The organism is uncultured Chryseobacterium sp. (genome assembly GCF_936933875.1).
Classification (GTDB): domain Bacteria; phylum Bacteroidota; class Bacteroidia; order Flavobacteriales; family Weeksellaceae; genus CAKZIK01.
The window spans coordinates 1-24,686 of sequence record NZ_CAKZIK010000046.1; the positions used below are offsets into that span (position 1 = coordinate 1).

Annotated in this window: 30 protein-coding genes; 13 read left to right on the plus strand and 17 right to left on the minus strand. The window is 37.4% G+C overall.

Annotated features, from left to right (window positions below):
- Window positions 1-188: 188 nt before the first annotated feature.
- The 3 genes from Q0252_RS06840 to Q0252_RS06850 all read right to left on the minus strand — a co-directional run bounded on the left by Q0252_RS06840 (window position 189) and on the right by Q0252_RS06850 (window position 3,057).
- Window positions 189-491, minus strand: a complete 303-nt coding sequence (locus Q0252_RS06840) for a hypothetical protein (RefSeq protein WP_297984793.1) — start codon at window positions 489-491, stop codon at window positions 189-191.
- The gene (locus tag Q0252_RS06845) at window positions 488-829 is read right to left on the minus strand and encodes a hypothetical protein (RefSeq protein WP_297984795.1); all 342 of its coding nucleotides are present in this window, start codon (window positions 827-829) and stop codon (window positions 488-490) included. Before Q0252_RS06845 ends, Q0252_RS06840 begins: the two co-directional genes overlap by 4 nt.
- Window positions 830-912: 83 nt before the next feature.
- Window positions 913-3,057 (minus strand): M3 family metallopeptidase, encoded by a 2,145-nt coding sequence (locus Q0252_RS06850; RefSeq protein ID WP_297984797.1) that lies wholly within the window; start codon window positions 3,055-3,057, stop codon window positions 913-915.
- An 81-nt stretch (window positions 3,058-3,138) separates the two neighbouring features.
- Here Q0252_RS06850 and Q0252_RS06855 point away from each other — a divergent pair, with 81 nt between their 5' ends.
- Entirely contained in the window at window positions 3,139-3,948 is an 810-nt protein-coding gene (locus Q0252_RS06855) for a head GIN domain-containing protein (RefSeq protein WP_297984799.1), read from the plus strand.
- On the opposite strand, the gene Q0252_RS06860 is transcribed toward Q0252_RS06855, so the two are convergent.
- The 5 genes from Q0252_RS06860 to Q0252_RS06880 form a co-directional block, all read right to left on the minus strand.
- Complete coding sequence (locus Q0252_RS06860) at window positions 3,949-5,814, minus strand: monovalent cation:proton antiporter-2 (CPA2) family protein (protein ID WP_297984800.1); 1,866 nt, start codon at window positions 5,812-5,814, stop codon at window positions 3,949-3,951.
- Complete coding sequence (locus Q0252_RS06865) at window positions 5,814-6,347, minus strand: NAD(P)H-dependent oxidoreductase (protein ID WP_297984801.1); 534 nt, start codon at window positions 6,345-6,347, stop codon at window positions 5,814-5,816. The genes Q0252_RS06860 and Q0252_RS06865 overlap by 1 nt, the downstream gene beginning before the upstream one ends.
- Before the next feature lie 208 nt (window positions 6,348-6,555).
- Entirely contained in the window at window positions 6,556-7,377 is an 822-nt protein-coding gene (locus Q0252_RS06870; RefSeq protein ID WP_297984803.1) for a YgcG family protein, read from the minus strand.
- A complete protein-coding gene (locus Q0252_RS06875; protein ID WP_297984805.1) occupies window positions 7,358-7,786 on the minus strand; it encodes a TPM domain-containing protein in 429 nt (142 codons plus the stop codon). The genes Q0252_RS06870 and Q0252_RS06875 overlap by 20 nt, the downstream gene beginning before the upstream one ends.
- Window positions 7,786-8,394, minus strand: coding sequence for a LemA family protein (locus Q0252_RS06880; protein ID WP_297984807.1), 609 nt, complete (start codon window positions 8,392-8,394; stop codon window positions 7,786-7,788). The genes Q0252_RS06875 and Q0252_RS06880 overlap by 1 nt, the downstream gene beginning before the upstream one ends.
- Window positions 8,395-8,471: 77 nt before the next feature.
- Between Q0252_RS06880 and Q0252_RS06885 the strand changes: the two genes are divergently transcribed.
- Window positions 8,472-8,966: a dihydrofolate reductase gene (locus Q0252_RS06885; protein ID WP_297984809.1), complete on the plus strand. Its 495-nt coding sequence runs from the start codon at window positions 8,472-8,474 to the stop codon at window positions 8,964-8,966.
- A gap of 51 nt (window positions 8,967-9,017) precedes the next feature.
- Window positions 9,018-9,584 (plus strand): DUF2892 domain-containing protein, encoded by a 567-nt coding sequence (locus Q0252_RS06890; protein WP_297984811.1) that lies wholly within the window; start codon window positions 9,018-9,020, stop codon window positions 9,582-9,584.
- 52 nt (window positions 9,585-9,636) lie between these two features.
- Here the strand turns inward: Q0252_RS06890 and Q0252_RS06895 are convergent, their stop codons facing one another.
- Genes Q0252_RS06895 through Q0252_RS06910 form a run of 4 tightly spaced genes read right to left on the minus strand, consistent with a single transcriptional unit; the run spans window position 9,637 to window position 12,074 of the window.
- The gene (locus Q0252_RS06895; protein ID WP_367174824.1) at window positions 9,637-9,993 is read right to left on the minus strand and encodes an SdpI family protein; all 357 of its coding nucleotides are present in this window, start codon (window positions 9,991-9,993) and stop codon (window positions 9,637-9,639) included.
- Window positions 9,993-10,625, minus strand: coding sequence for a trimeric intracellular cation channel family protein (locus Q0252_RS06900; protein WP_297984813.1), 633 nt, complete (start codon window positions 10,623-10,625; stop codon window positions 9,993-9,995). The genes Q0252_RS06895 and Q0252_RS06900 overlap by 1 nt, the downstream gene beginning before the upstream one ends.
- Window positions 10,626-11,084 carry a pantetheine-phosphate adenylyltransferase gene (coaD, locus tag Q0252_RS06905; RefSeq protein ID WP_297984815.1) on the minus strand — a complete coding sequence of 153 codons (459 nt, stop codon included), beginning with the start codon at window positions 11,082-11,084 and terminating at the stop codon, window positions 10,626-10,628.
- Between the two features lie 3 nt (window positions 11,085-11,087).
- The gene (locus tag Q0252_RS06910) at window positions 11,088-12,074 is read right to left on the minus strand and encodes a D-alanine--D-alanine ligase (protein ID WP_297984817.1); all 987 of its coding nucleotides are present in this window, start codon (window positions 12,072-12,074) and stop codon (window positions 11,088-11,090) included.
- A gap of 159 nt (window positions 12,075-12,233) precedes the next feature.
- On the opposite strand from Q0252_RS06910, the gene Q0252_RS06915 reads away from it, so the two are divergent.
- The 5 genes from Q0252_RS06915 (at window position 12,234) to murI (ending at window position 17,510) form a co-directional block, all read left to right on the plus strand.
- Window positions 12,234-13,307 carry a PASTA domain-containing protein gene (locus Q0252_RS06915; protein ID WP_297984819.1) on the plus strand — a complete coding sequence of 358 codons (1,074 nt, stop codon included), beginning with the start codon at window positions 12,234-12,236 and terminating at the stop codon, window positions 13,305-13,307.
- Window positions 13,308-13,349: 42 nt separating this feature from the next.
- Window positions 13,350-14,414 carry an RluA family pseudouridine synthase gene (locus tag Q0252_RS06920; protein WP_297984821.1) on the plus strand — a complete coding sequence of 355 codons (1,065 nt, stop codon included), beginning with the start codon at window positions 13,350-13,352 and terminating at the stop codon, window positions 14,412-14,414.
- A 35-nt stretch (window positions 14,415-14,449) separates the two neighbouring features.
- Window positions 14,450-15,400 carry a PorP/SprF family type IX secretion system membrane protein gene (locus Q0252_RS06925; RefSeq protein WP_297984823.1) on the plus strand — a complete coding sequence of 317 codons (951 nt, stop codon included), beginning with the start codon at window positions 14,450-14,452 and terminating at the stop codon, window positions 15,398-15,400.
- Between the two features lie 36 nt (window positions 15,401-15,436).
- Entirely contained in the window at window positions 15,437-16,561 is a 1,125-nt protein-coding gene (gene hemW / locus Q0252_RS06930; RefSeq protein WP_297984824.1) for a radical SAM family heme chaperone HemW, read from the plus strand.
- Between the two features lie 118 nt (window positions 16,562-16,679).
- Complete coding sequence (gene murI / locus Q0252_RS06935; RefSeq protein WP_297984825.1) at window positions 16,680-17,510, plus strand: glutamate racemase; 831 nt, start codon at window positions 16,680-16,682, stop codon at window positions 17,508-17,510.
- Window positions 17,511-17,697: 187 nt separating this feature from the next.
- Here murI and rsmD read toward each other — a convergent pair whose 3' ends face one another.
- Together rsmD and Q0252_RS06945 are read right to left on the minus strand one after the other, a co-directional pair.
- Window positions 17,698-18,273, minus strand: coding sequence for a 16S rRNA (guanine(966)-N(2))-methyltransferase RsmD (rsmD, locus tag Q0252_RS06940; RefSeq protein WP_297984827.1), 576 nt, complete (start codon window positions 18,271-18,273; stop codon window positions 17,698-17,700).
- A gap of 176 nt (window positions 18,274-18,449) precedes the next feature.
- Window positions 18,450-19,163 (minus strand): DUF3822 family protein, encoded by a 714-nt coding sequence (locus tag Q0252_RS06945; protein ID WP_297984829.1) that lies wholly within the window; start codon window positions 19,161-19,163, stop codon window positions 18,450-18,452.
- A gap of 117 nt (window positions 19,164-19,280) precedes the next feature.
- On the opposite strand from Q0252_RS06945, the gene Q0252_RS06950 reads away from it, so the two are divergent.
- The gene (locus tag Q0252_RS06950) at window positions 19,281-19,595 is read left to right on the plus strand and encodes a DUF6370 family protein (protein WP_297984831.1); all 315 of its coding nucleotides are present in this window, start codon (window positions 19,281-19,283) and stop codon (window positions 19,593-19,595) included.
- Here Q0252_RS06950 and Q0252_RS06955 read toward each other — a convergent pair.
- From Q0252_RS06955 to Q0252_RS12305, 3 genes are read right to left on the minus strand one after another with little or no spacing between them, the layout of a single operon-like run.
- On the minus strand, window positions 19,592-20,086 hold the full coding sequence (locus tag Q0252_RS06955) for a Smr/MutS family protein (protein ID WP_297984832.1): 495 nt from the start codon (window positions 20,084-20,086) through the stop codon (window positions 19,592-19,594). The genes Q0252_RS06950 and Q0252_RS06955 overlap by 4 nt on opposite strands.
- A gap of 37 nt (window positions 20,087-20,123) precedes the next feature.
- Window positions 20,124-20,618: a metallophosphoesterase family protein gene (locus Q0252_RS06960; protein WP_297984834.1), complete on the minus strand. Its 495-nt coding sequence runs from the start codon at window positions 20,616-20,618 to the stop codon at window positions 20,124-20,126.
- Window positions 20,539-20,832, minus strand: coding sequence for a hypothetical protein (locus Q0252_RS12305; protein WP_367174825.1), 294 nt, complete (start codon window positions 20,830-20,832; stop codon window positions 20,539-20,541). The genes Q0252_RS06960 and Q0252_RS12305 overlap by 80 nt, the downstream gene beginning before the upstream one ends.
- On the opposite strand from Q0252_RS12305, the gene Q0252_RS06965 reads away from it, so the two are divergent.
- The 4 genes from Q0252_RS06965 to Q0252_RS06980 all read left to right on the plus strand — a co-directional run bounded on the left by Q0252_RS06965 (window position 20,833) and on the right by Q0252_RS06980 (window position 24,683).
- Complete coding sequence (locus tag Q0252_RS06965; protein ID WP_367174826.1) at window positions 20,833-21,453, plus strand: DUF3667 domain-containing protein; 621 nt, start codon at window positions 20,833-20,835, stop codon at window positions 21,451-21,453.
- Window positions 21,454-21,479: 26 nt separating this feature from the next.
- The gene (gene truA / locus Q0252_RS06970; protein ID WP_297984838.1) at window positions 21,480-22,211 is read left to right on the plus strand and encodes a tRNA pseudouridine(38-40) synthase TruA; all 732 of its coding nucleotides are present in this window, start codon (window positions 21,480-21,482) and stop codon (window positions 22,209-22,211) included.
- A 169-nt stretch (window positions 22,212-22,380) separates the two neighbouring features.
- On the plus strand, window positions 22,381-22,848 hold the full coding sequence (tnpA, locus tag Q0252_RS06975; RefSeq protein WP_297984840.1) for an IS200/IS605 family transposase: 468 nt from the start codon (window positions 22,381-22,383) through the stop codon (window positions 22,846-22,848).
- A gap of 83 nt (window positions 22,849-22,931) precedes the next feature.
- A complete protein-coding gene (locus Q0252_RS06980; protein WP_297984842.1) occupies window positions 22,932-24,683 on the plus strand; it encodes an ABC transporter ATP-binding protein in 1,752 nt (583 codons plus the stop codon).
- The last annotated feature ends 3 nt before the right edge of the window (window positions 24,684-24,686 follow it).

Genomic DNA, 24,686 nt, shown 5'->3' on the forward strand with positions numbered 1-24,686 from the left:
AGTTAATGACCGAAAACCATAAATCCTAAAATTGATACGGTTTTTCAGTGGCCTCGATGAAATCGCGCCGATTTTTTTTGTAGAGACGTTATTTATCGCGTGTCACAGCAAGAATAAATTTTTATATCAAACGGAGCGGGCTTTAGCCCGCTTCAATATTTAAAGAACACTTCTGGCTTAGCCAAATTTTAAGTATTCTCCACCCACGAAACCGAAACCTGCGGATGAAACGGCAGCATAAATGTTTCAAAACCATTCTGTTTTTCCAGCTCTTTTGAAAGCAGGTATTTATTATCAATAATATCAATCAATAAAAGTTCGGGAGTATAAAAAGTGAGACCGATTGTGTGTTTGGAAGCATCTTCAACATTGGAAGAAACCAAATCCAATTTAAAATAATCAAACGGATAAAAAGTAGTTCCCAAAACATCGGAAATACTTCGGATGACGCCACCCAATTGCGAAAAGTAATTACTCGCTGCACCACTCAAAAGAAAGGGAATTCGTTCTGTCCGTTTGGTGGAATAGGAGGAACTGGATATCCTGATGTTAGTATTAAAATTTGAGGCAGAATTGCAATGAGAAAAAAACAGGCAAATACGGAAATTGCAAACAGAAAATATTTTTTCTGATTAAATAATTTCGGAATCAGCACCACGTAATTAAAATAGAAAAATGCAATGAGCAAAGCCATCTGCATCATTTCTCGCTGAAAAATCGGTACCCGAAACATCGAGAATTTACTGTCCAAATCCGGCGACGAAATTATCTGAATCAGCATAAAAATGATGATGAGAATAATGTAGATGTAGACTCCTTTGCGCTTCATCTAACGAATGTAGAGATTTTTTGCAAAAGAAAACCGCCTGAAAATTTTCAGACGGTTTTTTATTGGATGAAAGATAAATTGAATTATTTAATAAACCCTTTATTCTTCAGCAAAGGTTTAATATCCGGGTCTTTTCCTGTGAAATCTTTGAAGGCTTTGTTCAAGTCAACGGAATTTCCTACAGAAAGGATATACTGACGGAAACGGTCACCATTTGCACGTGTCATTCCGCCGTTGTTGGAAATCCAGTCCCAAGCTGCAGCGTTCAGAACGTCGCTCCACATGTAAGCATAGTATCCTGCAGAATAACCACCTCCCCAGATGTGTGCAAAATACGGAGTATGGTATCTTGGCGGAACTTCAGAAAGTGTGAAGCCATATTTGTTCAGTACATTTTTCTCGAATTCCAAAGTAGGTTTAAACTGAGAAGCATCGGTTACCGAATGCCAGTTCATGTCCAAAGTAGCTGCAGAAACCAATTCTGTAGTTGCATAACCTTGATTGAAGGTTGCGGCTTTTTTAATTTTATCTACCAAACTTTGTGGCATTGGTTGCTTGGTTTGGTAATGAATCGCATAATTTTTCAAAACTGCTGGTTCCAAAGCAAAAAACTCGTTGATTTGAGAAGGGAACTCTACAAAATCTCTCGGTGTATTGGTTCCGGAAATTGAAGTGTATTTCTGGTTCGCAAAAAGTCCGTGTAACGTGTGCCCAAACTCGTGGAACATTGTCGAAACATCATCATAAGAAATTAAAGATGGTTTACCTTCAGCAGGTTTTTGAAAGTTGAAAACATTCACAATTACAGGTTTTGTTCCGTTCAAATGAGATTGCTCTACAAAGTTGCTCATCCAGGCTCCACCATTTTTGTTGTCTCTTGTGTAGAAATCCAAGTAATAAATTGCCAAAGATTTTCCATCACGGTCGAAAACTTCGTAAGCCGTTACATCAGGATGATAAACTGGCAAATCATTTCTTACTTTAAACGTAATTCCATAGAATTTTTCCGCTGCGAAGAAGACTCCTTTTTCCAAAACAGTTCTTACTTCAAAATAAGGCTTGATTTGGTTTTCGTCCAAATCGTATTTCGCTTTACGAACCTGTTCTGCATAGAAATTCCAGTCCCAAGGTTCAAGGTTGAAACCTCCGTTTTGTTTATCAATTAAAGCCTGAATTTCATCCCTTTCTCTTTTTGCAGTTTCTACAGCCGGAGTTGCCAACTGAGCCAAAAGATTCATTGCATTTTCCGGAGTTTTTGCCATTTGGTCTTGTAATTTCCATTCAGCGAAAGATTTTTTACCCAAAAGATGTGCTTTGTCCATTCTTAGTTTCGCCTGACGTTCCAAAATATTTCTGGTGTCATCATTATTTCCTTTTTCTGCTCTGTACCAAGATGCTTTGAAAAGTTTTTCTCTTGTCGCGCGGTTTTTAAGGTTTTGAAGAAGCGGTTGCTGTGTTGTGTTCAGCAATGTCAAAAGATATCCAGTTTTTCCGGCAGTTTTTGCGTCTGCTGCAGCTGCTGCGATTTCATCAGCAGAAAGTCCATCCAGTTCTTTTACGTCCGTAATTAAAACGCCACCGTTTTTACGGGCATCCAAAAGTTTGTTGGAAAACTGTGTAGATAACGTTGCCAATTCAGCATTTACTTTTTTCACCTGCTCTTTTTGAGATTCAGAAAGGTCTGCTCCAGCAATTTCAAACTTCTGAAGATAATATTCAGTCAATCTTTTGCTTTCAGCATCCAGTTTTGATGTATCTACAGCTTTAAATCTCTGATACAATTTGTCATTCAGGAAAATTTGGTCTTCCTGAGCTGCAAATTTTGGTGCAAACTCTTCATCAACCTGCTGTAAAGTTGGATTCGTATTGGAACCGGTAAGATTGAAGAACACAATCTGTGCTCTTTTCAAAACTTCGCCACTGTTTTCAAGGGCAAGAACGGTGTTGTCGAAGGTTGGAGCGTCTTTGTTTTCGGCAATTTTTTTAATTTCTGCCAACTGAACTTTCATCCCGTAATCGAAAGCAGGTTTGAAATGTTCGTTTTTAATTTTATCGAATTCTGGCGCTTGATATTGCAGCTTACTTTTCGTCATAAACGGATTAGAAGCCATTTCCGGAGATACAGCAACGCTTTCTGTTGCAGAAGTTTCAGTATTTTTCATAGTAGAACAAGACGTTATTCCGAAGCCTAATGCGGAAAGGAAAAACAGTGATGTAATATTTTTCATTCTTAAGTTGTTGAATTATTTAAAGGTTTAAAGATACAATTTCTAATACTTTTATTTAAATTTAAATACCAAAATAACACTATGAAAACAACGATTATTTCAGCAGCATTTATTTCACTGATAACAGCTTCGTGTACCAACAGCAAATCCGATTCCATCGTGATTAATCCTTTTAACACAACAACTGTGGAAGGAAAAGGCCCGGTTCGCGAAAAAACTTTTAGTGGCGATTTTGATGAACTTCAGGTTTCAACTTCCATTGAGGCTACGGTTTTGAAATCGAATGAAGAAAAGGTGGTAATTTCCGCGCCGTCAGATTTATTGGACGTCATTCTTGTTGAAAACAACAACGGGAAACTGCACATTCATTTTAAACCGAATACCAATGTGCGTTCGAACGGAATGGTAAAAGCAACAGTTTACGCGAAAGATTTTAGCAAACTTCAGGCAAATTCAAGCGGTTCTATTACGTTGAAAGATAAATTTTTAATTGAAAGATTATCTGTTGATGCTTCAAGTTCAGGTTCCGTAATCGGAGATTTGGAAGCCAATGATTTTGATATCAATGTTTCGAGCAGTGGTAGCTTCAAAGGAAAAATTTGGGCAGTCAATCTTTCCGGCGACGTTTCTTCATCCGGTGATGTTGAAATTTCGGGTAAAGCTAAAAACGCCGATTTCGATGTTTCGTCTTCCGGTTCTATTGACGCAAAAAATTTAGTAGTTGAAAATGCAGATTTGGATGCTTCAAGTTCAGGTGGAATTGATGTTGGTGTTCAGAATACATTAAGCGCTTCCGCAAGTTCGGGTGGTGATATTTCGGTTTCAAAAAGAGGAAATCTTAATGTTACCAGAAGTAAGAAATCGAGTGGTGGAAGTATTTCCATACTGTAATTATTTGTCGTCGTCGCCTTCATCATCACGGTCTTTCCACTCCTGAGTTTCAAAATTAAGGGAATCAAGTGCAAGAAGTTCTTCTTCTCGTTCCAGCGCGTCTTTAGTGGTGAAGGTTACTTGGTCGGCAATCATTTCTTTTGCCAATTTCCTTACGGAAGCCTTATCAATCGTGACAAATCTTTTGCCGAGTCTTCGTGCGGCATATTTACGCATTCCGGTTTCATTCAGAACATCTACCGCCATATCAACAGCGGTTCCTAAAGTTTCGCGGTAGATATTATCAATTCCGGTATTGATGTAATGATATGCGTCGAGACGGTTTTTTGCGCGAACAAATATTTTCACTTTTGGATACTGTTCTTTAACCAAATTGGCGATAAATTTGTTGTCTTCAGGGTCGTCCAAACATAAAACCAAAATTTCGGCGTCTTCAATACCTGCGGCTCGAAGAACCGGAATTCTTGTTGCATCACCGTAAAAAACTTTAAAACCATAACTTCTCAAAAGTCTTACCCTGTCCGAATCGTAATCCAAAACTGTTGCAGGAACTTTATTGGCTTTCAGAAGCCTTCCAACCGTACTTCCGAAATGTCCGAAACCAACGATGATCACTTTTTTCTGTGGAACTTTATTATCTAGAATATGAAACTCGGTATCTTCATTTTCAGGTTCGGGATTAAATCGCTTGGTAACTACTTTGTCATTCAAAATTAAAAGAAACGGCGTAATGCACATGGTAATCGCGGTTACAGCCATCAATTGAGAATTCAAAACCTTATCAAACAGATAGAGATTGGTTGAGTAATTAATCAAAACAAACGCAAATTCTCCCACCTGCGAAAGCGCAAAAGCATAGAAAAAGTTTTGGGTATTATTTATTTTGAAAAACTTTCCGGTAAGAAAAAGCACTAAAAATTTCACAACCAAAACTACGGCCACCAAACTGAAAATAAAAACAGGATCTTGCTTAATCGTGAAAAAGTTGATGGTAGAACCTACACTCACAAAGAAAACTGAGAGAAGCAATCCTTTGAAAGGGTCGATTTGCGCTTCCAGTTCATGACGGAATTCGCTGTTGGCTAACATGACTCCTGCTAAAAAGGCACCTAAAGCCGGCGAAAGTCCAATCGCAACCATCAGTTCCGAAACTCCAATGACTAGAAACAATGATGAGGCTGTTAACAATTCGCTCATCCCGGATTTTGAAACATATCTCAGAAACGGAACGAAAACAAATCTTCCCAATAAAATCAACAAAACAACTCCGAAAAGTACAGAAGCAGCCTGAATCCATTCCGGAAATTTTTGCAGCAACAACTGAACTTCGTTTTCTTCTTTTGGTTTATAATTCGCGATAAATGGAAGTATGGCTAAAATAGGAATCACCGCAATATCCTGAAAAAGTAGGGTAGAGAACGAAGCTTCTCCCGCAACGGTTTTAAAAAGATTTTTTTCCTGCAAAGTTTGCAGCACAATAGCTGTAGAAGACATTGCAAAGCAAATCGCAACAGCAATTGCCTGGTCGCTTCTCCAACCTGCGATCAAAAAAATCGCGGCAAGAATTACAATGGTAAAACCCATTTGCGAAAGTCCGAGTCCAACGATTCTCTTCCGCATTGCCCAGAATTTTTTAGGTTCCAGTTCGAGTCCTATCAAAAATAAAAGCATTACTACGCCAAATTCTGCCGCGTGCATAATGTCTGCCGTGTCTTTTCCTGTAAGTTTTAAAACAAATGGACCAATTATAATTCCGCCTAAAATATAACCGATAACAGAACTAAGCCCAAGTTTCCTCACCACCGGAACCATAATAATGGCGGCGCCAAGAAAAATAAGGGCATTCATTGCAATTGATGTTTCCATTATTGGTTCAGGAGTTCTACAAATTTGAGTTTATGGGCGATAATTTGTTTTTTGGAAAGTTTTTCTGCTTCATATACAATCATCATATCTTTTATTTCTGCCCCGAAAACTCGCAGAGAAACAATTAATCCGCTAATCATATCATCAATGGTATATTGATAGGTTCCATCTTTCTGAAAGGATTTTTCTTTACCTCCCGTTGTAATCAAAAAGAAGACTTCTTTCCCTTTTATAGGGTTTTCTGCATCTTCTTTGAGCCAGTTTCTGTCGAAAACTTCATCAATCCAAAGTTTGACCAAAGGCGGCATTCCAAACCAGATCATCGGGAAATGGAAGATAATTCTGTCATAATTTTTTATTCTTTTTCTCTCCCGAAAAGCGGGGATATGAAAATCCGGATATTCTTCATACAAATCCCGAAAAGTAAAATGCTGATGTCTTTCATAAAAGTTGATGAGCTCCCTGTTGGAATTGGAATATTCCAGATAAGGATGAGCGAAAATCACCAGCGTTTTTTTGTCGGAATTTGGCATATCAGTAAAAATAGGGAAAAATCTGCTGAAGTGCAAAAACAGGAAGTTAATTGGTGGTTAAGATTTTCGGGGCGGCGCGAAGCGCCGCCCCGAAAAAACTCCCTTCTCTGGAGGGGTGGATAAAATTCGCAGAATTTTAGACGGGGTGGTTCAAAAAAAAATCAGCCTGAAATTTTCTGACTGATTTTATATTTTTTGGAATCTTTTCTTACCAACCTCCGGAAGCACCACCGCCTCCGAAACTTCCGCCACCGCCGAAGCCTCCAAATCCGCCACCACCGGAACTACCACCGAATCCGCCTCCTCCAAAGCTTCCTCCACCGAATCCTCCAGGGAATGGGAAAAATCCTCCCGGATAAGTTCTGCGTCCGCGTCTGGAAAGAATCACATCGTCGTCATCGTCATCATAATTTCCGTTTCCGCCACCACGGTTTCTGAACAGGAAGCTTAAAATTAACATGATGACAAAAGCTATTAATAAAAGCTGTAGTATACTCAAACCGCCTTCTCCGGAATTCGTGTCGATAACAGGTTTAAATTTTCCCTGTACAGCTTCCATTACTGCAGTTGTACCTCGGTTAATACCGTCGTAGTAAAGGCCTTGCTTGAAGTTTGGTGTTACAATGTAATCAATAATTTGTCCGGCAACAGATGCAGTAAGATAACGTTCTACACCACGACCTTGCTGTATCGACATCACTCTGTCTTCAGTTGCGATAAGGAAAACAATACCGTTGTCCTGTTCTTTTTCACCGATGCCCCATTTTTCACCATACATGGTTGCGAGATAATTCACATCTTCACCACCAGTTGTAGGAATAATGATAACCTGAATTTCTGTGGAAGTAGAATCTGCAAATTTGATGAGTTTTTGGTTCAGCATCTGTTCTTCTGTATCGTTCAGAAGATTGGCCTGGTCGTAAACCGGATAAAGAACAGCCGGTTTTGCAGGAATATTCTGGGCAAAAACAAAAAGGTTTAAGCCTAAGAATAAAAAAGCAAAAAAGTTTTTAAGAGAAGGTAATCTCATTCGGCAATTCGTTTGGATTTTCCCCGGAAATAGGGAAATAATTTTTAAGTTCTAAACCAGTTTCCAGAACAGCTTTACGCAATCCGTCGAAATAATTTCCTTTGGAAAATTCGTGCGTGATTTCGTCGTGCATTTTGTCCCAAAAACTTTGATGAACTTTATTGTGTATGCCTTCATCACCAATAATCGTCAGATAATGCTGTTCGAAATTAACGTGAAAAAGCACACCGTTTTGTGCAACAGTTTTATCCTTTATTAATGTTCGGAAGACTTCATAAGCCATCTCTGCATTATTACCTTCGGTGTTGGAATCGATATGGATTCTTATCTCGCCAGTAGAATGGTCTTCTGCTGTTTGAATGGCTTCCACGAGGGAAGCCATTTGATGATCTGTTAAGAATTTGTTCATTAGTTAGTGAAAACTTCAGGTGCTTTTTGTGCTCCTGCTTCAGCTTTAAAGTATGGTTTTTCTTTAAAGTTTGTGAAGTTCGCTAAAATATTATTCGGGAACGTCTTAATGCTAGTATTGTAATCCTGTGCAGCTTCGTTATAATAAACGGTTTCGCTTCGGATGCTGTTTTCAATCGCAGTATATTCTCTCTGGAAGTTAATGTACTGTTGGTCAGCTTTTAGGTTAGGATATTGTTCTACAACCGCCATCAATCGGCTCAAAGCGCCGCTCAATTCTCCTTGTGCAGCCTGAAATTTTGCCATGTCTGCTTCAGTCATATTCGTTGGGTCAATGTTTACAGAAGTAGCTTTGGAACGAGCCTCGATTACCTTTGTTAAAGTTTCCTGTTCGAATTTTGAGTAAGATTTTACGGTTCTTTCCAAATTAGGAATCAAGTTTGCGCGTTTTTGATAAACCGTTTCAACGTTTGACCATTTTGTGTTCACGTTCTGTTCTTTAGCCACAAAACTATTGTATCCGTTTTTACCCCAGAAGAACAGTAAAGCAGCGATGACAAGAAGAGCAATACCGATAGTTCCGGCGCTCATACAACCTCTATTTCTCATAGTTTGTTTATTTTATTGTTTTTTAACGTTACCCAAATATACAAATTATGTGCTAAATTTGTAAAAATTTAAGAAAAATGACAACCATCGTTGTTGCCATGGGCAAAAACAGAGAAATTGGTGTTGATAATCAGTTGCTTTGGCATCTTCCAAAAGATTTAAAACATTTTAAAGAAATTACTTCCGGCCACCCAATTGTTATGGGACGCAAAACTTATGAAAGTATTGGTAAACCGCTTCCGAACCGTACCAATATTGTCGTAAGTCGTAAGAAAGATTGGTTTGAAGAAGGAATTCTGATCGTTGGTAGCCTTAAAGAAGCCCTCAAATTTGCTAAAAAAATTGATGAAAACGTTTTCATAATCGGAGGTGGAAATATCTACGAACAGACGATTGATTTGGTTGATAAACTTGAAGTTACATTAGTTGATGCCGAACTGAATGCAGATACCTTCTTTCCTAAAATTGATGAAAAAATCTGGAGAAAAACAGACGAAATCTGCCACCAAAAGGATGAAAAAAATAATTACAATTTCTGTTTTCAAACCTTTGAAAGAAAGTCTGAGGTCTGATATCTGAAATCTAACATCTAATTTCTATCTTTGCACTTCTAAAATTTAACAATGAACAAATACATAAAATTCGTCATCGCGGCGTTACTAATTGCTGCAGGAGTTTTTTTGATGATGAACAGACAGATTGGGTGGGGAATTGTGGTTGCACTTTTGGCGGCAGTTCCAATTTTTCTTTTCTTTAAAAATGAATTTATTTTGTTGGCATTTTGGCAACTCAGAAAGCAAAACATGCCTAAAGCTGCAGAATGGTTAACAAAAATCACGAATTATCAATCCCAACTTCACAAATCTCAGTACGGATATTTCCATTATTTGCAGGGATTAACTTTAGCTCAGGACAATCCAACTAAAGTAGAACCTTTAATGAGAAAAGCTTTGGAATATGGCTTGAATATGAAGCACGACAGAGCTATGGCGACTTTAAATTTGGCAGCTGCAGCTTTGCAGAAAGGCAGAAAGCAGGAAGCGCAAAAATTATTGGAAGAAGCAAAAAGATTGGACAGCGCCGGAATGATGACGGACCAAATTAAAATGATGAAAGATCAGTTGAAAATGCCTTCCATGCAGAAACATATGCACAACCCGAACATGAGACAGCGCGGAAAATTTTTCTAAAAAGATGTAGAGATGTTATTCACAGTATAAAACTAAAAATCCTGAAAAATTTTCAGGATTTTTTATGTTCAAATGCTTTGAGTGCGTTCTCTGTCTTCAAAGTAAAAAAGAGGAGAATAAGAACAAGAATTATCAAAGCAATAATCATCCAGTAAGTTGCAGTAGAATTCAGCAGCAATCCTGTAAACGAAACAAATATTGTGATTAATCCTGCAAAAATCAGTTGTCTTGAGAAATGTTGTTGTGCAAAATCCCAGTTTTCCTGATTTTTCATAGAGCGATTTGTTCTAAAACCATAAAAACTATTTATTTTCTTGGGAGGAAAAATCGTCATTATAATTGCAGTCAATATTATGGCAATTCCTGTAACGGATAAGGTGACAAATAATGGATTTTCAAAGTTGTACATTACATTTCCGCATTTTGGTCTGTTCCATAAAATTTCGGCATTTGCCAGTGGTATTTTACGGCTAAAGTTCTTATTGCAACAATCAGTAATATCGTTAGAATCTGAACTAAAGTGTAAGACAGTGTTGTGAATTTCGCCAATAATAAAAATACACTACCGCCCAAAATACACGCCGTTGCATAAATTTCTTTTCTGAAAATCAGTGGAATTCTGTTCAGCAAAATATCACGAATTATACCACCGAAACAGCCTGTAATGGTTCCTAATGTAAGGCAAATCAAGGGATGAAGTTCTGCACTTAATCCTTTCTGGATCCCGATAATAGTAAAAAGTCCCAATCCGAAACTGTCAAAAATAAACAGCGTCACCCGGAAGTTTTTTTCAATCGATTTAAAAATCATCGAAAAAATACAGGTAATGAAAATCAGCGAACACATCCACAAATCGTGCATCCAGAACACCGGTCTGTCCAACAACAAATCCCGAACTGTTCCGCCTCCAACAGAAGTTACGAATGCGATAATCAAAACACCAAAAGGATCAAGCCTTTTCTGCATTGCCGCAAAACTTCCGGACATGGCGAAAGATATTGTTCCGAGAACTTCGATGATGAAATTGAATTGTTCGTGCATTTATACTCTAACCGCATCCGGAACCAAAAGTTCGTATTCGCCTTTATGTGTAATGATTTCGCGGACAATACTGCTGCTGATGAACGATTTTCCTGAAGATGTTAAAAGGAAAACCGTTTCTAGTTTTTTGTGGGCTAAAGTTCTGTTTGTGTGTGCTATAGCTTTTTCAAATTCAAAATCGGCAGGATTTCTAAGTCCGCGAATGATGAACTGTGCATTTTTCTCTAAACAATAATCAACCGTTAAGCCTTCAAAAAAATCTACCTCAACATTATCAAAATGTTCAGTTGCTTTTCGGATGAAATCCATCCTTTTTTCCAAAGGGAACATGTATTTTTTTTGGGAATTTTGTCCGATTGCGATGATAATTTTATCAAAAAGCGGAGCTGCTCTTTCAACAATATCGTAATGTCCTAAAGTAATAGGATCAAAAGATCCGGGGAAAACTGCTATTCTCATGTTTTAGTTTTTATTAAGCGCTTTTTCAACTTCGTTTCCACAGAGTTCTTTTATGGAAATGCCGTATATCTTTGCTTGTTGTGGTAAAATGGAAGCCGGAGAAAAACCGGGGTTTGTATTCATTTCCAGCATGTAAGGAATTCCGTTCATAATAATGTATTCACTTCTCGAAAATCCGCTCATTCCTAAAGAATCGTAAGCTCTTTTGGCAATTTCTTCAACCTTAATTCGGGTTGCATCGTCAATTCTTGCGGGTGTAATTTCTTCCGAAGCACCTTCATACTTCGCTTCGTAATCGAAAAATTCTTTCAAAGGAACAATTTCTGTAATCCCAAGAACGATTGTTTCGCCATTAAAATCTACAACACCCACGGAAACTTCCATTCCGTCGAGGAAACTTTCAATTAAAATTTCGTCGTCCTCAGCAAAGGCAAAATCCAACGCATTCTGAAATTCATCTTTCGCTTTTACCTTTGAAATTCCTAATGAAGAGCCACTTTGGTTAGGTTTTACAAACAAAGGAAGTCCAAGTTCATCAATCACTTCATCGGCATTAATTTCCTGTCCTTTTTTAAGATAAATGCTTTTTGCGGAAGGAATTCCGTATTTTGCAAGAACCGCTAATGTATCTTTTTTATTGAATGTTAATGCACTCTGATAAAAATTACAACCGGTATATTTTTGACCAATCGTATCCCAATAAGCCTGAAGTTCGCCATTTTCTCCCGGTTTCCCGTGGATAATGTTGAAGCAGGCATCAAATTTTAAAACATCTCCGTTGTTCAGGTTTACCGAAAAATCAGCCTTATTAATCGGGAATTTCTGTTCGTTTTCATCAAGGAAATACCATTCGTCTTTCAGAACGACTACTTTATATACATTGTAAATTTCGCGGTCAAGAGAATCGAAAATCAGCTGTCCGCTTTTTAAAGAAACTTTATATTCATCAGAATAACCGCCCATTACAACGGCTACATTTTTCTTGCTCATAAATAATTATTAACGTAAAAGGCAAATTTAATGATTTTGTTGAATGCACGATTTTAAAACTTACATTTTATTGTTGGGGTCACAATTTTGCAGCATTATTTTCGTTTCCCGTAAAGCAGATTTTTATATCTTTGCCTAATATTTACCTGAAAAATACTTATGATAAAATCGCTTTTCCACTGGAAAGTATTATTGAATTTATTACTTGCTGCAGCAGTTTTCACAGGATTAGTTTGGTTAACGTTTCGTTGGCTGGAAGTTCATACCAATCATGGCAAAGAAATTCCGGTTCCTAACGTAATGAACATGTCTGTGCATAATGCCATTAAAATCCTCGACGATTCCGGATTGGAATACGAAGTGGACAGTTTCAAATACGACCCGAAATTTAAACCATTTCAGGTTTTACAGGTGTTTCCTTCCGCAGGTTCGCGTGTAAAAGGAGGAAGAACCATTATTTTGAAGGTAAATCCTAGAACTTGGGCTAAAGTTTCTGTTCCGGATATTTTGGACAGATACAAAGGTCTTGCTTTTAGACAGTTGGAGCAGGTTGGGTTAAAAGTTGGAGATACCATTTTCGAACCGAATATTCAGCGTGATGCCGTTATCAGAATGCAGCTAAATGGTTCTGTAATTAAACCGGGAACATTGTTGCCAAGATTTTCAGCAATCGATTTGGTAATTGGTTCCGGACCGAAAAGAAACGTTACCGTTCCAAATTTGGTTGGTTTAACCGTTCAGGAAGCGAAAGCAGTTATTGCTCAAAACTTATTTGAGGTAGGTTTGGTAGAATTTGAAGATGGCGGAAGCGACGAATCTGATATTGTATATTACCAAGACCCGGAAGGTGGCGCTATTCGTGACCAGGGAATGCAGATTGACCTTTGGGCAAGCAAGAAAACGCCGGCTCAAATGAGAGGAAAAATTTCTGAATTGAATTCGGTTTACCGTGTAAAAATAGATACTTCACTTCCTCCAATTAGATACGAAGAAGTTCCTGTGTACAACGAGCCAACTCCAGTACCGCAATACACTCCAAGAGAAGAGCCGAAGGCAGAAGCACCGAAACCGGCGCCAAAACCAACGACCACTACAACGCAGCCGAAAACCAAAACTTCGGATAAACCAAAAACGACAACAACTTCTACGACGAAGACGGATACAAAACCTAAAGCAACGGAAACTCCAAAGACGGAAGAAAAACCGAAAGTGAAAAAGGTTATTGTAGAATAATTTTTAAAGCTTCAACATTCCGTTGGAGCTTTTTTTAACAACATGGAAGACAACGAAGATTTTTTTGAAGACGAAATTCTGGAGCAGAATGAAACGACCTCTGATGACGAAAACAATGGTCTTTTCGAGCATCTGAACCTTATTGTTGATAAAAAACAGGAACCACTGCGGATTGATAAATTTTTATTGATTTTCAGACAGAATTCTTCCCGAAACAAGATTTCGCAGACGTGTCGCGCAGGAAACGTCGTGGTGAACGGAAATCCCGTAAAACAAAATTATCGCGTAAAACCGGGCGACCAAATTTCTGTACTTTTGGCGCGTCCACCACGTGAAAATGTGATTGTTCCGCAGGATATTCCCATCAAAATCGTTTATGAGGATGATGATGTTTTGGTGGTGGATAAAGCTGCAGGAATGGTTGTACATCCCGGACACGGAAACTGGGACGGAACATTGGTGAACGCGCTTGCTTTTCACTTTGAAAAAAATGGACTTAAAACCGATTTGGACAGAATTGGTCTCGTTCACAGAATTGATAAAGATACTTCCGGACTTTTGGTCATCGCCAAAAACGAATACGCTTTAAGTTATCTTGCCAAACAGTTTTTCGACCGCAAAACAAAACGTTTGTATTGGGCTTTTGTTTGGGGAAATATTGCGGATGAAGAAGGAACGATTCGCGGAAATATAGGAAGACACCTAAAAAACCGAATGCAAATGGCTGTTTTCCAAGATGGAAGTCATGGAAAGCACGCAGTTACGCATTTTAAAGTTTTGGAAAGATTCCGTTATATGACTTGGGTGGAATGTAAACTGGAAACGGGCAGGACTCACCAAATCAGGGCACATTTTAAACATATCGGACATACTTTATTTAATGACGAACGATATGAAGGACACGTTCCTTTGCGAGGAATTAATCTTCCCAAATACAAGCAGTTCATCCAGAATGTTTTCGAAATTTTGCCGAGACATGCGCTTCATGCACATACTTTAGGCTTTGTACATCCGGTTACCAAAAAAGAAATGTATTTCGAAAGTCCAATGCCGGAAGACATGCAAAATGCAGTAGAACGCTGGCGAAAATATTTGGACAGCAATTAAACATAAATTTTTATATTTGTTAGAATTAATATAAGGTGAAAAAACTATTCAGCATATTCTCTATTCTTTTAGGTTTTTTGGCAGCAGCGCAGGAAACACTTCCCATTTATCAGCAATATTTGTTGGATGGAAAATTTCTCATTAACCCTGCTCATTACGGAGAAAACGATTACTTGGTAATTAATGGAAACTATCAAAAACAGTTTTCAAAATTCGACCAATCTCCAAATGTACAGTCAGTTGGACTTCATGCCAATATTGTGGACAGATTGGGAGCCGGATTATCTTTTTTCCGCGACCAGAACGGACCCATTTCTGCGAACGGAATTACAGCCGGAGCTTCTTATTTTATTCCACTGAGTGATGAAGGAGAGCGTAAAGACCAGTTTTCATTCGGTACGGCTGTCAACTTTTACAACGCCAATATCGATTTGGGAATGTTAAATCCAGAACAGCAAGGAGATCCTGTTTTGCAGGACGGAACCAATGATATGTTCATCGTTTACGCGAATTTGGGGATGCAGGCAACGTTCAAAAATATTTTTGGTGGCGTTTCTGTTCTCGATATTCCTTTGAGTAATGATATTCCTGTGGTAAATGGAATTGAGCCTTCTCCTACAAAATTTATTCTGAATGCAGGTTATGACTGGCAAATTTCCGAAGGAATTTCGGTTGAACCATCTGTTTTGGTAAATTTAAATACCAATTCTTCCAAAATGGTGGATTTGAATTTGATGGGAAAAGTTTTTAACGAAGATAATCTTTTCGCAGCCGGAATCAGTTTTAGAACTGCAAATGACCATGTCGGAAACCAACAGCTTTCCCTTTCTCCTGTTATTAAAGGAAAAGTTGACCGTTTTACTTTCGGCGCAACCTATAACATCGGTATGAGTGACATTCAAACCTATGGAGGAAACAGTTTTATGTTGAGTATTGGCTATAATTTCGACAACATTATCAACACGAGAGGTTACCGTTACAGATAAATTTTCGGGCTTTCAATTTACAGCTCCGAACTCGAGATGATTTATATTCACATCCCTTTTTGTAAGCAGAAATGCAGCTACTGCAATTTCCACTTTTCAACGTCTTTAAATTTTAAGGATGAGATGTTGGCTGCGATGAAAAAGGAAATTTTTCTGCGTAAAGACGAGCTTCAGAACACAACTTTAAAATCGCTGTATTTCGGTGGAGGAACGCCTTCAATTTTAAGCGTTGATGAATTAAAATCTTTGATTGATGAGGTTCTGAAATATTTCGATTTTGAAGAGAATATCGAAATCACCCTCGAAGCCAATCCCGATGATTTGAGCAAAGATTTTCTGAAAGAATTGTCCAGAACAGAAATCAACCGACTTTCTATCGGAACACAAAGTTTTTTTGATGAAGATTTAAAACTTATGAACCGTGCTCACAATGCTTCCGAAGCGGAAAGTTCTATCAAAAGAGCACAGGATTTCGGGCTGGAGAATATCAGTATAGATTTAATTTACGGGTCTCCAACTTCCAATTTCGAAATCTGGAAAGAAAACCTCAATAAAACCATTGCGCTTCAAGTTCCGCATGTTTCTTCCTATGCTTTAACTGTTGAACCGAAAACTGCGCTCGAAAACTGGATTTCCAAAGGAAAAGTTCAGTCTCCAAAAGAAGCGGAACAAAACCGCGAGTTTTATTATATGTCGGATTTTCTTAAAGACAACGGTTTCGACCATTATGAAATCTCGAATTTCGGGAAACCCGGCTTTCATTCCAAACACAATTCTGCGTATTGGAAATATCAGGAATATTTGGGAATCGGACCTTCTGCGCATTCTTACAACGGCGATAACCGAAGAAGCTGGAATATTGCCAACAATCAAAAATATATTCTTTTTTTGAATGACAGTAAAACAGCTTATGAAACTGAAATACTTTCTGAAAAAGACCAATTCAACGAAATGCTCATGATTGGCTTACGAACAATTTGGGGAGTTGATTTAAAGCAACTCAATGAAAAATTCGGTGATGAAGTTTTGGAACATTTTCAGAAAGAAATTCAGCCAAAAATAGAGGAAGGAATTTTAATCATCGAAAACGAACATCTTAAAATCCCCGAAAAACATTGGTTTTTAGCCGACGGAATTGCCTCGGATTTGTTTATTCTATAAGGTGGATGCTGGAAATCGGATGCTGAAGCTACAAACATTCGTCTCAATAATTGCCTCATCCAACATCAAGCACTCAACATCCAACCAAAATAATTACTTTTGTAAAAATTTCGGCCACTTGAAAAAGAAAAAAACGGATTACAGCCATCTTTCAGCCAGCCAACCGATTGGGATTTTCGATTCCGGAGTTGGAGGTCTTACCGTTGCAAAGGAAATTAAAAGGTTGCTTCCCAACGAAGATTTAATTTATTTCGGCGATACAAAACATCTTCCGTACGGAGAAAAATCCCGTGAAGCTATCGTTGGATATTCCACAAAAATTACCAATTTTTTGCTCGAAAAAAACTGTAAAGCAATCGTAATTGCGTGTAATTCTGCCACGGCAAACGCGCTGAAAGAAGTCGTTGATTTGGTGGATGAAAAAGTTCCCGTCATCGATGTAATTAATCCTGTTGCTGAAAAAGTTTCGTACGAAATTCATAACAACGTGGGTGTTATTGCGACGAAAGCCACCGTAAATTCTGGGCTTTACAAGAAATCTATCCGAAAGCACAACAAGTTTATCAAGGTTGACGAATTGGCGACGCCACTTTTGGTTCCTGCGATTGAAGAAGGTTTTAAAAACCATCCCATTACGCATGCGATAATTTATAATTATTTGAGTAACAGTAAATTAAAAAATATTGAAACTTTAATTTTAGGCTGTACGCATTATCCTTTGCTGATAGACGAAATCAAGCAGTATTACGGAAACCGCGTTCGTGTTATTGATTCTCCGAATATTGTCGCAAATCAGTTGAAAATAATTTTGGATAAACATCATTTGCTCAACGAAAACAATCCAAAACCGGAATACCATTTCTTTCTTTCTGATTTGACTAAAAACTTCGAAAAAATCTCCAAAAAATTCTTTGGAAAAGCGATTAATCTGGAGCTGAAAGTTCTTTAATCACAAAAGACACAAAAGTTTTTTGCATTTTAAGTTTCAGGGCTTATGCTTTAAGAAGTTAACAAAATAAAAAAACTTCGTTTTTTACTTTTGTAATTTTTTGAACTGCTTTATCATTAAGCAGATTCTTTTGTGACTTTTGTGGTTTTTCTGACTGTAATTCTATCCGTGTATTCGTGGCAAAAAATTATTCAGAAACTTCTTCCTCATTCGCTTTAAAGAAAGAGAAACTTACATTTCCGTATTTTCTGGTGTCGAGCAAATTGGGATGCTGCAATTTTGTGCGGCTTTGATGTTCAAGAATGAAAACACCGTTTTCTTTAAGGAATTTATTGTTCAAAACCAGAGAAATCAGTTCCTGATATTTTTTCTCATCCGTTTCGAAAGGCGGATCTGCAACGACTAAATCGTAAGTTTTATGATTTCTGTTTTTCTTCAGATATTCGTAAACATCGGCTCTCTGAACATTTATTTGCAACTGCATATCCAATTCTAACGCAGTAGAATTAATGAACGCCGCATGTTTCGGATTCATTTCCACAGAAGTAACATCGTTGCAACCTCTCGAAGCAAATTCCAAAGAAATTGAACCAATTCCTGCGAATAAATCGAGCACAGAAATAAATTCAATATCAAAACCAAAACGGTTTTCAATCATGCTGAAAAGCGCTTCTTTGGCGAAATCTGTTGTAGGTCTTACGTCGAAATTTTTTGGCGCCGAAATTCTTTTGGCTTTCCATTTTCCGCTGATGATTCGGTACATTGTGTATGTTTTTTAACCACAAAAGGCACAAAAGTTTTTTCTATCATAAAAGTTGAAAAATTTCACCTTTAAAAGCACAAAAAAAATAAAAAATCTTTGATTTTTTTGCTTATGTCCACTTTTGTAATTCTTATTTTGCTGAATTACGCTTTTGTCTCTTTTGTGGTTTTAAATTTTTAATTAAGTATAAAATTTTTGTTCGGAATATTATCGAAAACTATTTTAAGATTCTTCACAAACTTTCTGAGTTCGGAGATAAAAGTTTCGTTTTCTGTGGTTTCGCCGTAAACATAAAAATTGGTTTCATTAATACCAAAACCTATTTTGCTTAAAGTAAACATCACGAAATATAGAAAGTCCACTTCAGAGTTAACGTTCAAATTATTGTATAAAACCACTTTTTTTCCATCCAATGCGAAAAATTCACACTGTTGATGATAAAGATTGATGTGGATTTCCTTACCGCTTTTGTTGTTAAGAGAATTCAGGAATTTTTCACCCGAAAAATTGAATTTCGCAGGAAGATTCAAACCTTTAATGCTCTGATAAAAATCTTTCGGAAAAGTATAATAAAACTGAACGCCAAATTTTTTGTTCACAGACAGCATCAGTTCTTCCGTTTCTTTATTCACGGGAGCATTGTAGGCAATTAAAGCGTAACCCATTTCGTGCTCAGAAAATCCTTCTGGCATTAAAGTGAAATGATTTAAAGCTGAAATCACGGTAATTTCCTGAAATTTTCTGGTTAAAATTTCATCCAATTTTTCCGAAATATAATGCTGAGGTTTTTCCTCATCCATGAAATGCGACTGTTCTTCGCGTACCGTTTTTCCTTCTGAAACTTGGTACTGCAAACCACCTTCGGTAAAAAGTAAAGATAATTTCTGCATAATTTTGAACGTCAGCAAATTTAATAAAAATAATGAGTTTGAAAGAGAGCGTGATGACTGAAATTATATCTGATGATTTGAAAATTTCTTACTTTTATCCCATAAAATTTCGGAACAATGAAAAAATTTCTTGTATTATGTGCCATGATGTTTTCTGTGGTGGTCTTCGCGCAGAAAGTAACGAATAAAATGGTGGAGTCAGGTTGCGGCATGTGTCAGTACCAAGTAAAATCCAATAAAGGTTGCTCCATGTCTGTAAAAATTGATGGAAAAGTATATCCTGTACTAGGATTTAAAGATGAGCATTACGGCGATGCGCACGCGAAGGAAGGCTACTGTAACCAAAAAAGACCGGCGAAAGTAAGCGGAACCATTAAAAACGGGAAATTCTATGCAACAAAATTTGATTTTGTAACGGCGAAAAAAGACTAAACAAAATTTACCATAACTGCTCCGGATTGGTGATGCAGGATTTCCTTATTGTGAAAATCCAGTCCGGTTTGGCTTTCCAGAACGTCGTAAACCATTTTCTGTAAAGTTCCGTCGCCAATACCGTGAACGATTTCAAGTTTTTTAAGATTGTTCTTTCGGCAAAACTCAATGGTTTCCAATAATTTTTCTTTCTGCAGGAAAAGCCTTTCAAAGCTTTCATACGCCAAAGGATTTTCTACTAATTTTTCGAAATGAAGGTCGAGAACAAGATGATTGCGGTTGTGCTTTTTGGATTTTCGTTTTGTTTCCTGATATTTTTCGATCTTCGAAATATTCTCGTACAGGGAATGATTCTGAATAACCGCTTTATCTTTTGAAATCTTGTGTGTAAAACCATGCTCATCAGCAAAAACCACCATTTCTCCGTGAACGGAAGTTACAGTTCCGCCCAAATCTTCATCGATTACTGATATTTTATCGCCAATTTTCATTGTTTAAGCTAAAAGATTCTAGTTAGCAGGTTATAGTTTATCTAGAGCCAAGTTCAATCACTTCAAGGTTTTCGATTTTGTCTCCATTAATTTCGAAACGCATCATTGTCCGCATTTTATGCCATCCGGATTTTCCGCAAGCTCCGGGATTCAGATGAAGAAGATTATTTTTCTCATCGAACATCGCTTTCAGAATATGAGAATGGCCGGAAATAAATAAATTGGGTTGTTTTTCCGCAATTTCTTTCTTTGCCAAAGGTGTATACTTTCCGGGATAACCACCGATGTGAATCATCAACACTTTTACTTTTTCACACTCAAAGAAAGTAACTTCCGGAAATTCTGAACGGATTTTCGCGTTGTCTATATTTCCGTAAACACCACGCAAAGGTTTTATTTTTTCCAGTTCTTCAATAACTTCCATGCTTCCAAAATCTCCTCCGTGCCAAATTTCATCGGCGTTTTTTGCATATTCTAAAATTCGGTCGTCGATGTAGGAATGCGAGTCGGAGAGGAGCAGAATTTTTTTCATTGCTGCAAAGGTCTTTAATTTTAATTAAATTTAAAATCAAAATCATACAATCAGCAAAACAAATTCCTATTTTTGATTGATGGAAAGACACGAATGTAAAAACTGCGACGAAATTTTTGTGGGAAATTTCTGTCCTCATTGCGGACAAAATGCCCATGAACACCGCGTTGATGCGCATTATTTTCTGCACGATATTCCACATTCGGTTTTTCATGTGGATAATGGTTTTTTCTATACCATTAAAATGCTTTTCACGAAGCCCGGACAAATGGTGAAAGATTTTTTGGACGGCAAACGTGCAAGATATTTCCGTCCCATTGCTTATGTGATGGTGATGACAGCTTTAAGTGCACTTCTCGTTAAACTTTTCGATTGGGGAACGAAGAAAATTTTGGAAGCCAACAACGTGAATATGCACGAAAGTCATAATTTTTTTGAGCATTATTTCAGCGTGTTTATTTTCCTGATGATTCCTTTGGCAAGTGTGGTTACCTGGCTGTTTTTCTTAAAAAAGAAATATAATTTTTGGGAACATTTTTTAGCCAATACTTACATTGCAGCGCAACTGAACCTCATGTGGATTACGATGCATTTGGTCACTTTTATTGTAGCAATATTTACCAAAAGCGAATTGCAGATTAATTACACCATCTTTCTCACGGTGTTTTTGATGTTCTTCATGTATTTGTACGGTTCTGTTTTTGGATTTTTAATGTTTCCTTTTTTTAAAAAGAAAATCACATTGATTTTGATACTTTGTTTGATGAATTTTTTTCTGTCTTATCTTTATTCTTACGGTTTTCAGGTTGCAGGTTTGATAGATTCCTCACATTAACCGTATTTTTGCAAAAAAAATAATTCTTGAGATACTTCATCGAATTTTCTTACAACGGCAAAAAATATTTCGGATATCAAATTCAGCCGAACGAAATTACTGTTCAGGAAGAGCTCGAAAAGGCACTTTCAACTATTTTACGTCACGAAATTAAAACAGCAGGAGCGGGAAGAACCGACACTGGAGTTCACGCCAAAAAAATGTTTGCCCACTTCGATTTTGAAGCAGATTTAAATGAAAATTTACCCTATCAACTGAATTCATTTCTTCCTCCGGATATTGCGGTGAAAAGAATTTTCAAGGTAAAAGATGATTTTCATGCAAGGTTTGATGCGGCCTTCAGAACATATGAATATTATATTTCGATGGAAAAAAATCCATTCACACGGGATTCTGCATGGCAAATGTGGAAACGAAACCTTGATGTCGAAAAAATGAATGAGGCCTGCAAGATTTTATTTGAATATGAAGATTTTACAAGCTTCGCGAAACTTCACACCGATAATAAAACCAATTTTTGCAAGATTTACAAAGCAGAATGGGAGCAAAACGGAACCGAACTGAAATTCACGGTTTCAGCAGACCGTTTTTTAAGAAATATGGTTCGTGCGATTGTAGGAACGATGGTGGAAATTGGGACCGGAAAAATTAAGCCTGAAGATTTGAGGAAAATTATCGAGAAGAAAAACAGAAATGCTGCCGGAACTTCAGCTCCTGCGCAAGGTTTGTTTTTGGTGGATGTTGGGTATAATTGGTAAATTTTTACGGTTACTGTGAACTTGGAGCAACTAAATAATGGTGGGAATTTAGTATGGTGTATTTTAAATGGAGCGCCAGAGGCGCGAAATATTGGTAGAAATAATATCCGCTAAAGGCAAGCGCCAGAGGCGCGATATCTTGGTCCCTACATAAAAAAATGAAAAACAAATGGCTGATAATAACACTTATACTCAAATTCACATTCAAATCGTATTTGCTGTAAAATTTAGAAATTCACAAATTCAAGAAGAATGGAAAGACGAACTCTACAAATATATCACCGGCATTATTCAACATAATAAGCATAAACTTTTGGCTATCAACGGCGTTTCAGACCATATTCATATTTTTGTTGGAATGCGTTCTCATCAATCACTTTCAGATTTAGTGAAAGATATTAAAGGAAGCTCATCGAAATGGATAAATGAAAAAAAGTTTCTTCCAACTCGTTTTGAATGGCAGAATAGTTTTGGTGCTTTTTCCTACGGAAAGTCTCAGGTTGAATCTGTTATTCAATATATTAATAATCAGGAAGAACATCATAAAAAGACAGATTTTAAAACTGAATACATTGCATTTCTCGAGAAATTCGAGGTGGAGTATGACCTGAAATTTATTTTTAAAGACTTAATTTAGCAACCAATATTTCGTCGCTCCGCGACTCCATCATAAAGCAATATTTAACTACCAATATTTTGTCGCTCCGCGACAAACCAAAAATGAAAAATCAAAGCACTTGGGATATTGTCAGAAGACTATTCACGATTGGGATGAAATTCCGGTCGTGGTTTATCATTACACTGATTATTTCCATCATCCTTTCCATTATTTCTACCTACCGTCCATACCTCACGATGCAGATTGTGGACAACGACATCATCGCGTTAAAGGACAAGGCTTTGATGATGAAGCACATTTACATTTTGGTGGCTTTGGTTTTTGCAGAATCGATTCTGAATTTCGTCCTCGTTTTTTTCTCGAATTATATTTCACAGAACGTGATTCGCGACATCCGCGAAAGACTGTATAAAAAACTGATCTATTTCCGTACTTCTTTCTTTGATAAAACTGCGATTGGGCAATTGGTAACGAGAGCTGTTGGAGATGTTGAAACCATTGCAACGGTTTATACAGACGGTTTTTTGATGGTTTTCGGCGATATTTTGAGGATTGTTTTTGTGCTCGTGATGATGTTTCAAACGGACGTTCATCTCAGTTATATTTCGTTGGCGATTTTGCCTTTGATGGTTTTAATTACACGATTTTTTCAGAAAAAACTGAAGAAAGCTTTTGGTGATGAAAGAACATGGACAGCCAATCAAAATTCTTTTGTGCAGGAAAGATTGTCGGGAATGCCTTTAATTCAGGTGTTCAACAGACAGAAAGCAGAGTTTGAAAAGTTTGATAAAATTAATATTACCTTAAAATCTGCGCTTCTCAGAACGGTATTTATCTTCTCCCTATTTTTTCCGGTGGTGGAACTAATTTCTTCATTATTCATTGGATTCATTCTTTTTTACGGAGGTTATGTAACGATTACGGCCGGAAAAGTAATTGCCTTTATTCAGTTTATTTCGATGTTGATTCGTCCTTTGAGACAGATTGCAGACCGTTTCAATAATATTCAGCGTGGAATTGTAGGTGCCGAAAGAGTTTTGGGTATGATGGACGAAGATTTTGCGATGCCGAATAATGGAAAAGTCATGAAAGACCATTTCGACGGTAAAATTGAATTCCAAAACGTTCATTTTTCTTACGATGAAAAGCAGGAAGTGTTGAAGGGAATCAGTTTTAAAGTAAATCCGGGTGAAACTGTAGCGATAGTTGGAGCGACCGGAGCCGGAAAATCTACCATTATCAGTTTGATTACTCGACTTTACGACATCAATTCCGGGAAAATCCTGTTGGATGATGTGGATTTGAAGGATTATGAACTGTATAACTTAAGAAGCCATATCGGAGTGGTTTTGCAGGATGTTTTCCTGTTCCATGGAAGCATTTTTGAAAACCTAGCTTTCGGAGATGAAACCGTGACTTTAGATCAAATTAAAGCCGTTGCAAAAGATATTGAAGTGGATAATTTTATCGAAAGTTTACCGGGAGGTTACGATTATGTCGTGAGCGAACGTGGTTCTTCAATTTCTCTTGGACAGCGACAGTTGCTGTCTTTCTTGAGAGCTTATCTTTCTGATCCAAAAATTTTAATTTTGGATGAAGCAACATCTTCTATCGACCATGAAAGTGAAAAACTGATTCAAAGAGCTACTGAAAAAATTACCAAAAACAGAACGTCCATTATCATCGCACACCGGCTTTCTACCATCGAAAAAGCCGATAAAATAATTGTGATGGATGGTGGAAAAATTGTGGAAGAAGGAAAACATTTGGAACTTCTTGACAAAAACGGCTATTACGCAACGCTCTATAAAGCTCAGCTAAAACATGAAACAGAAGAGGATGGCGTTCATTAGAGA